This is a genomic window from Burkholderia puraquae (assembly GCF_002099195.1).
Taxonomy (GTDB): Bacteria; Pseudomonadota; Gammaproteobacteria; order Burkholderiales; family Burkholderiaceae; genus Burkholderia; species Burkholderia puraquae.
Genome location: NZ_NBYX01000016.1, coordinates 158,423 through 166,413, shown reverse-complemented (window position 1 = coordinate 166,413; position 7,991 = coordinate 158,423). Strand labels below are relative to the sequence as shown.

The following is a 7,991-nucleotide window of genomic DNA, read 5'->3' as shown; positions in this document are numbered from 1 at the left end:
GGCCGTAGCTCACCACATTGAACCACTTGCCCGACATGTTCACCGGCGAGCCGTGCGTCAGGTGGCCGCCGTGCGCGAGGCTCATGCCCATGATCGTGTCGCCCGGCTTGAGCATCGCGAAGAACACGCCCTGGTTCGCCTGCGAACCCGAGTTCGGCTGCACGTTCGCGGCTTCCGCGCCGAACAGCTGCTTCACGCGGTCGATCGCCAGCTGCTCGACGACGTCCACGTATTCGCAGCCGCCGTAGTAGCGCTTGCCCGGATAGCCTTCCGCGTACTTGTTCGTGAGTTGCGAGCCCTGCGCGGCCATCACGGCCGGGCTCGTGTAGTTTTCCGACGCGATCAGCTCGATGTGATCTTCCTGGCGACGGTTTTCCTGCTCGATCGCTGCAAAGACTTCAGGATCGACGTTCGCGATGGTGCTTTGGGCTCTGTCAAACATACGGTTTCCGTTAAGTGTGTACAGGTTGACCGGAGCGGCCGAGTACGGTGCGCTGCTGGCGGGACCAGCTCGACGTGGCGGAAGAATCCGTATGACGCGAGGCAGGACAGCCACCGGCGATGCACGCGACGGCGCACAACGGCTGCCCAGGCGAACGGCAAAAACGGCGCCCCGCGCTTCACGGTGGGATGCTCCACCTTGAACCCGAAGGGTTCTATCGCCAGTCACGCGGGGGTGATGAGCGCGTTAGTGTATTGGATGCGTCATGAATAGGCAACCGCACGGCGGTGCGCCGGAAGCAATTGGGGCCAGACTCTACGCGCCCGTGCGGGAACGCTTTGCCGCCTTGCCGCGGTGCGGCAATCTCAGTAGGCTTGCGGGATACCACCCGCTATTTTGTCATCCACCAGGAGCAGCAATGATCGTGTTCGTCACAGGCGCGTCCGCCGGCTTCGGCGCCGCCATCGCCCGTGCCTTCGTCAAGGGAGGCCACCGCGTCGTCGCGACCGCGCGCCGCAAGGATCGTCTCGATGCGCTCGCCGCCGAACTCGGCGATTCCCTTCTGCCGCTAGAGCTCGACGTACGCGATCGCGCGGCCGTCGAAGCCATCCCGGCCGCCCTTCCCGCCGAATTCGCAGCACTCGACGTACTCGTCAACAACGCCGGCCTCGCGCTCGGCGTCGAGCCGGCCCAAAAGGCCAGCCTCGACGAATGGCACACGATGATCGACACGAACTGCACGGGCCTCGTCACGGTCACGCATGCGCTGTTGCCCGGCATGATCGCGCGTGGTCGCGGTCACATCTTCAATATCGGCTCGGTCGCGGGTTCATACCCTTATGCTGGCGGTAACGTCTACGGCGCGACCAAGGCTTTCGTCAGACAATTCAGCCTGAACCTGCGCGCCGACCTGCTCGGCACGCCGCTGCGCGTCACCGACATCGAGCCGGGCCTGTGCGGCGGCACCGAATTCTCGAACGTCCGCTATCGCGGCGACGATGCAAAAGCGGCGAACGTCTACAACAATGTCCAGCCGCTCATGCCCGAGGACATCGCCGACACGATCTACTGGATCGCGACGCGCCCGGCGCATGTCAATGTCAACACGATCGAGCTGATGCCGATCGCGCAAGCACCTGGCGGCCCGACCGTCCACCGCGGCTGAGGCCACGCGGGCCCGGCCCCCGGGCCGGTCCGCCGTGTGCTACCGCATACTACATTCCGTTACGAATCGGTTACGAATCAGGCCCCTGCCTTCCGGTAAAATGCGCGCCATGACCCAGCCTACCCGCTCCCCGGAAGCGCCGTCCGGCTTTACCTGGCCGGTGCGCGTGTACTACGAGGATACCGACGCAGGCGGCATCGTCTTCTATGCCAACTACCTGAAGTTCTTCGAACGCGCCCGCACCGAGTGGCTGCGCGCATGTGGCATCGACCAGCGTCAGCTCGCCGACGATACCGGCGCGATCTTCATCGTCCGCAGCACGTCGCTCGACTACCGCGCGCCGGCGCGACTCGACGACACACTGGCGATCACGAGCCGGCCCGGACGCATCGGCCGCGCCTCGGTGGAATTCACGCAGGAAGCCTGGTGCGGAGACACGCTGCTCGTGGCCGGACACATCCGTCTCGGCTGCGTCGACCGTACCGGGATCCGGCCCGCGGCCATCCCGCCAGCCGTGCTCGACGCGCTGCAGCGCGGGCCCGTCATCGACGACAGGCAGACTGCACTGTCAACGAAGCTCGCATGAGCGCCGTTAGACAAAGCCTATGAACTTGCCTTTCTGATTCGATACTAAGCAAGGTTCGGCGTCAGGCATGGCCGGCGCGCCGCGCCGCACGCATACCGGACGCCCTTGCCGGGCACCCCCGAAGGGACGTTACTCAAACCTCTATGAACACTTCTCAAGACCTGTCGATCATTTCCCTCGTCCTCAACGCGAGCGTGCTGGCCCAGGCCGTGATGGGGCTGCTGCTGCTGCTGTCGCTGATGTCGTGGACCTTCATCTTCCGCAAGTGGTTCGCGATCCGCCGCGCACGCGCGCAGACCGAACGCTTCGAGAAGGATTTCTGGTCGGGCGGCGACCTGCAGGCGCTGTACCAGAGCGCGGCCAACAACCGCCACACGATCGGCGCGCTCGAGCGGATCTTCGAATCGGGCATGCGCGAGTTCCTGAAGGCGAAGGAAAAGCGCATCAGCGATCCGGGCCTCGTGCTCGACGGTGCACGCCGCGCGATGCGCGCGTCGTTCCAGCGTGAAATGGACGTGCTCGAAGCGAACCTCGCGTTTCTCGCATCGGTCGGCTCGGTCAGCCCGTACATCGGCCTGTTCGGCACGGTCTGGGGGATCATGAACTCGTTCCGCGGTCTCGCGAACGTACAGCAGGCCACGCTCGCGAACGTCGCACCGGGTATCGCCGAGGCGCTCGTCGCCACCGCGATCGGCCTGTTCGCCGCGATTCCGGCCGTGGTCGCGTACAACCGCTACGCGCACGACATCGACCGCCTCGCGATCCGCTTCGAGACCTTCATCGAAGAGTTCTCGAACATCCTGCAGCGTCAGGCCCAGTAAAGGAGCGCGCCATGGCAGGAAGCCCCATCCGTTCCAGCATGCGCGGCGGCCGCTCGCGCCGCGCAATGGCCGACATCAATGTCGTGCCGTACATCGACGTGATGCTGGTGCTGCTCGTGATCTTCATGGTCACCGCACCGCTCGTCGCCCCGTCGATCATCAACCTGCCGACCGTCGGCAACGCCGCACCGCAGGAGCAGACGCCGCCCGTCGTCGTCAACATCAAGGCCGATCGCACGATGAGCGTCAAGTACAAGGGCGACTCGGGCGCGACCCAGGAAGACACGATGACGAAGGCCGAGCTCGACAGCTTCATCACGGCCCGGCAGGCCGATCATCCCGACCAGCCGGTCGTGATCGCGGCCGACAAGACCGTACAGTACGATGCAGTCATGACCGTGATGTCCGATCTGAAGGCGCGCGGCGTCAAGCGCGTCGGCCTCCTCGTCAAATCGCAATGAACCGGCAGCAATCCACGCGCAGCTCCGCCTACCCGCCTCAGCCTCCCCGCGAGCGCGGCACCTGGCGCGCATTCGCGCTCGCCGCGCTGATGCACGTGCTGCTCGCGCTGTTTCTCTATCATGGCGTGCAGTGGCAGAACAGCACGCCGGCCGGCGCCGAAGCCGAGCTGTGGACCGAAGTGCCCGACGTCGCCGCGCCGCGGCCCGTCGTCACACCCACGCCGCCTGCAAAGGTCGCGCCGCCCGCGCCCCCCGTGCGCGACGAGCAGGCCGACATCGCACTGCAGCAGAAGAAGCGGCAGCAGGAAGCGGCCGCGCGTGAAGCGCTGCTCGAGCAGCAGCGCCGCGCGCAGCAACTGAAGGCCCAGCAGGAAGAGGAAGCCCGGCGCGCGCAGCTCGCGGCGCAGCAGGCAGCCGCGCTCGCCGCGCAGAAGGCCGCGGAACGCGACAAGCAGAAGCAGGCCGACAAGCTCAAGCAACAGCAGCTCGCCGAGCAGCAGAAGCTCGAACAGCAGAAACTCCAGCAGCAGAAACAGGCGCAGCTCGAAGCGCAGCAGGCGGCGAAGGCGAAGGCCGACGCGGCCGCGAAGGCAAAGGCGGAAGCCCAGGCCAAGGCGAAGGCCGAAGCCACGGCACGCGCAAAGGCCAATGCGGCGGCGAACGCGAAACTCGACCGCGAGCGCAGCGCGCGTCTCGCGCAGATGCAGGGCCTGTCCGGCGCCGGTGAAGGCGGCGGCGAGGGCCTCGCGAAAAGTGGCACCGGCACGGGCTCCGGCGGCAATGCCGCGACGCCCGGCTATGCCGACAAGGTGCGCCGCCGCGTCAAACCGAACATCGTTTGGGGCGGCGAGCGAGCAGGCCTGACCACCGTCGTCAAGATTCGGTGCACGCCGTCCGGTGACGTATTGAGCGCATCGGTTTCCCGCTCCAGCGGGAATTCGGGGTGGGATCAAGCCGTGGTCAATGCGATCCACGCATCGGTCCCGTTGCCGCCCGATTCTAACGGTCGTACCCCGTCGGACATTACGATTACCTTCAAGGCGGCGGAGTGAAAGGAAATGCGCTTACACTCCGGGCGTCGCTGTCGGACGGGAACGAATCGGGTATTTTTACTGTCTCTGCCGTTGCGCAGCGATCCAAGCCATACGGGAAGCAAGAAGCATGAGTTTGATGACAAAGCTAGGTTTCAGGGCACTCGTGGCCTCGTGTCTGATTACGGCGGGCAGCGCCGCTAACGCCCAGGTCAACGTGCTGATCACCGGTGTCGGGTCGACCCAGTTCCCCATCGCCACGGCGAATTTCGCGAACGAGGCGAACCTGCCGCAGCAGGTCACGTCGATCGTCCGCGCCGACCTCGCCCGCAGCGGCAAATTCACCAACATCGACGCAGGCAGCACGCCCGTGCCGGAGTCCGCATCGGTCGATCTCGGCGCGTGGAAGGCCAAGGGCGCGAATGCGTTCGTCGCCGGCAGCGTGAATCGCGAGGCGAACGGCCAGTACAAGGTCAACTTCATCCTGTACGACACCGTGAAGCAGCAAAGCCTCGGCGGCCTGTCGCTGACGGCCACCGACACCACGCTGCGCACGGCCGGCCACAAGATCGCCGACTACATCTACCAGAAGCTGCTCGGCGTGCGCGGCGTGTTCGCCACGCGCCTGTCGTACGTGATCAAGACCGGTAACCGCTACCAACTGCAGATTTCGGATTCGGATGGCCAGAACGCGCGCATCGCGCTGTCGAGCACCGAGCCGATCATCTCGCCGTCCTGGTCGCCGAGCGGCACGAAGGTCGCGTACGTCTCGTTCGAGCGCAAGAAGCCGATCGTCTACATCCACGACCTGCCGACCGGCCGCCGCTACATCGTCTCCGACCAGAAGGGCAACAACAGCGCACCGGCATGGTCGCCGGACAGCAATACGCTGGCCGTCGCGCTGTCGCTGACGGGCAATACGCAAATCTATACGGTCAACTCGACGGGCGGCGGCCTGCGCCGCCTCACGCAGAGCAGCTCGATCGACACCGAGCCGTTCTACTCGCCGGACGGTCGCTGGATCTACTTCACGAGCGATCGCGGCGGTGCGCCGCAGATCTACCGGATGCCCGCACAGGGAGAAAGCGCCGGTGCCGCGCAGCGCGTGACCTTCACCGGCAGCTACAACACGAGTCCGCGTATCAGCCCGGACGGCAAGCTGCTCGCTTACATCTCCCGCACGGGTGGGGGCTTCAAGCTGTACGTTCAGGATCTGCAGTCCGGCGCGGCGAACGCCATCACGAATACGAATCGCGACGAATCGCCGAGCTTCGCGGCAAACGGCCAGTACCTTCTGTACGCTACCCAGTCGGGTGGTCGCAACGTGCTGGCTGCAGTGCCCTCCGACGGCAGCGCGCCGCCACAGATCCTGTCCGTCCAGGGCGGCTCCGTACGTGAGCCGTCGTGGGGGCCCTTCATGCAATGACCACAAGGAGAGTAACCATGATGTCGAACAAAGCTCGTCTGGCCCTGGCCGTGATGATGATCAGTGCGCTCGCCGCATGTAAGTCGGGCGTGAAGCTCGACGACAAGGCGAACAACGCGGGTGCAGTGAGCACGCAACCGAGCGCCGACAACGTCGCGCAAGTGAACGTCGATCCGCTGAACGACCCGAACAGCCCGCTCGCGAAGCGCAGCATCTACTTCGACTTCGACAGCTATTCGGTGAAGGACGAGTACCAGCCGCTGCTGCAACAGCACACGCAGTACCTGAAGAGCCACCCGCAGCGCCACGTGCTGATCCAGGGCAACACCGACGAACGCGGCACGAGCGAGTACAACCTCGCGCTGGGCCAGAAGCGCGCGGAAGCCGTCCGTCGTGCGATGGCACTGCTCGGCGTGAACGATTCGCAAATGGAAGCCGTGAGCCTCGGCAAGGAAAAGCCGCAGGCAGCGGGTCACGACGAAGCATCGTGGGCGCAGAACCGTCGCGCCGACCTCGTCTACCAACAGTAAGTAACGGAAGAATCGCCGTATGACGCACCGTGTAACCTGGCTGCGCGCAGCCGCAACCTTCTGCGTCGTCGGCGCGGCGTGGTCGGCCGCGCCGGCGCACGCCGGCGTGTTCGACGACAACGAAGCGCGCCGCGCCGTGCTCGACCTGCGCAGCAAGACCGACAACCTGGCCAGCCAGTTGTCGGCCGCCCAGCGTACGATCCTCGATCAATCCGGCCGTCTCGACCAGCTGAACCAGCAGGTCGCGACGCTGCGCGGCGAGAACGAGGACCTGACGAACCGGCTGACGACGCTTGAACGGCAGCAGAAGGAGTACTACCAGGATCTCGACACGCGGCTCAAGAAGTTCGAGCCGCAGCAGGCGACGATCGACGGTGTGGAAGGCACCGTGCAGCCGGGTGAAACGGATGCGCTCAGCGCGGCGCAGCAGCAGTTCCGCAACGGCAACTTCAAGGCGGCGGCGGCTTCGTTCCGCGCGTTCATCGCGAAGTATCCGCAGAGCCCCTACCAGCCGACCGCACAGTACTGGTACGGCAATGCGCAATACGCGCTGCGCGACTACCGCGGTTCGACTGCAACGTGGCAAGGGATCGTCAGCAAGTTCCCGCAGCACCCGCGCGCGGCCGACGCACTCGTGGCAATCGGCACGAACCAGCTCGAGCAAGGCCAGAAGGCGGCCGCGAAGAAGACGTTCGAGCAGGTCGTGTCGCAATACGCCGGGTCGAACGCTGCGCAGACGGCGCAGGGCAAGCTTGAGACGATCAAATAATTATCGCGGCGGGTTGTTGACAGCCTGACAATCCGTCGCTATAATCTTTTGCTCTTTGGGTCGCTGCACAAGTTGTTGAAGCAACGAACCAACAGGTTTCAAGAACGTGGGGTGGTAACTCAGTTGGTTAGAGTATCTGACTTTTAATCAGAGAGTCGAGGGTTCGAGTCCCTCCCACCCTACCAACTATCTTTGATAGTGCAAATTAAAGCCTCCCAAGCGGAGGCTTTTTTGCGTCTGTCGCATCCGTGTCGAGCGCGGCATCCCGATGATGCCCGCCACATACTCATCCGCGCCCTCCCCTTGGCTTCGGCAGAAGCGTCTCTCCCGTCAATCCCGCGTAAAGAAACGCGATCGTGAAAGCGATCGAGACGATCGACTCGAGCCAGGTGTTCGTGAACGTATCGACTTCTGCACTGGCTCGCGGCTTGGCCGGGTCATAGCGAACCGGAACCGTATCACCGGCCTCCACCGTCACGAAGCTCCCCGGAAACGAGATGCGCTCGCCGCTTTTCGTCACGAACTCGATCAGCGGGTGATGCTCGCCGTGGGTCAACCGGATAACCGTTCCCTGCACGGCAACGGACGACCCGATGAAAGCGAGACGTTCGTCGATCAATGTCACGCTCCACACCGCCAGGATCACGCCGATCGCCAGCGCCACGTAATTGAACCTCCCGGTCTTGTCGGCCATCCTGTTTTCCCGGTATCGATACGCTCACGACTCCCGCACCGGACGGGGCTGGCAATGCCCTGCCCG

General features: G+C 64.7%; 9 protein-coding genes, 1 tRNA gene, 1 pseudogene and 1 riboswitch. Of the genes and pseudogenes, 9 read left to right on the top strand and 2 right to left on the bottom strand.

The genetic code is table 11. From position 1 onward, the window contains the following. A pseudogene (gene glyA / locus B7G54_RS26920) lies at positions 1-442 on the bottom strand (serine hydroxymethyltransferase); the annotation flags it as partial. Between the two features lie 137 nt (positions 443-579). Continuing rightward, a riboswitch (ZMP/ZTP riboswitch) is annotated at positions 580-680 on the bottom strand. A 180-nt stretch (positions 681-860) separates the two neighbouring features. Between glyA and B7G54_RS26910 the strand changes: the two are divergent. The 9 genes from B7G54_RS26910 to B7G54_RS26870 all read left to right on the top strand — a co-directional run bounded on the left by B7G54_RS26910 (position 861) and on the right by B7G54_RS26870 (position 7,416). Next, positions 861-1,607 carry an SDR family NAD(P)-dependent oxidoreductase gene (locus B7G54_RS26910; protein ID WP_085041830.1) on the top strand — a complete coding sequence of 249 codons (747 nt, stop codon included), beginning with the start codon at positions 861-863 and terminating at the stop codon, positions 1,605-1,607. 100 nt (positions 1,608-1,707) lie between these two features. Further along, the gene (gene ybgC / locus B7G54_RS26905) at positions 1,708-2,193 is read left to right on the top strand and encodes a tol-pal system-associated acyl-CoA thioesterase (protein ID WP_085041829.1); all 486 of its coding nucleotides are present in this window, start codon (positions 1,708-1,710) and stop codon (positions 2,191-2,193) included. A 143-nt stretch (positions 2,194-2,336) separates the two neighbouring features. Continuing rightward, the gene (tolQ, locus tag B7G54_RS26900) at positions 2,337-3,014 is read left to right on the top strand and encodes a protein TolQ (RefSeq protein WP_021157170.1); all 678 of its coding nucleotides are present in this window, start codon (positions 2,337-2,339) and stop codon (positions 3,012-3,014) included. A gap of 11 nt (positions 3,015-3,025) precedes the next feature. Further along, positions 3,026-3,475, top strand: coding sequence for a protein TolR (gene tolR, locus B7G54_RS26895; RefSeq protein ID WP_050011742.1), 450 nt, complete (start codon positions 3,026-3,028; stop codon positions 3,473-3,475). After that, entirely contained in the window at positions 3,472-4,527 is a 1,056-nt protein-coding gene (gene tolA / locus B7G54_RS26890) for a cell envelope integrity protein TolA (protein WP_085041828.1), read from the top strand. Before tolR ends, tolA begins: the two co-directional genes overlap by 4 nt. A 109-nt stretch (positions 4,528-4,636) precedes the next feature. Then, positions 4,637-5,932: a Tol-Pal system beta propeller repeat protein TolB gene (gene tolB / locus B7G54_RS26885; RefSeq protein ID WP_043189432.1), complete on the top strand. Its 1,296-nt coding sequence runs from the start codon at positions 4,637-4,639 to the stop codon at positions 5,930-5,932. A gap of 17 nt (positions 5,933-5,949) precedes the next feature. Continuing rightward, positions 5,950-6,462 carry a peptidoglycan-associated lipoprotein Pal gene (gene pal / locus B7G54_RS26880; protein ID WP_085041827.1) on the top strand — a complete coding sequence of 171 codons (513 nt, stop codon included), beginning with the start codon at positions 5,950-5,952 and terminating at the stop codon, positions 6,460-6,462. 19 nt (positions 6,463-6,481) lie between these two features. Further along, positions 6,482-7,231, top strand: a complete 750-nt coding sequence (gene ybgF / locus B7G54_RS26875) for a tol-pal system protein YbgF (RefSeq protein ID WP_085041826.1) — start codon at positions 6,482-6,484, stop codon at positions 7,229-7,231. A gap of 108 nt (positions 7,232-7,339) precedes the next feature. Continuing rightward, positions 7,340-7,416 (top strand) — tRNA-Lys (locus B7G54_RS26870). 101 nt (positions 7,417-7,517) lie between these two features. Here the strand turns inward: B7G54_RS26870 and B7G54_RS26865 are convergent. Beyond that, positions 7,518-7,925, bottom strand: a complete 408-nt coding sequence (locus B7G54_RS26865) for a DUF3592 domain-containing protein (protein ID WP_085041825.1) — start codon at positions 7,923-7,925, stop codon at positions 7,518-7,520. Between the last annotated feature and the right edge of the window lie 66 nt (positions 7,926-7,991).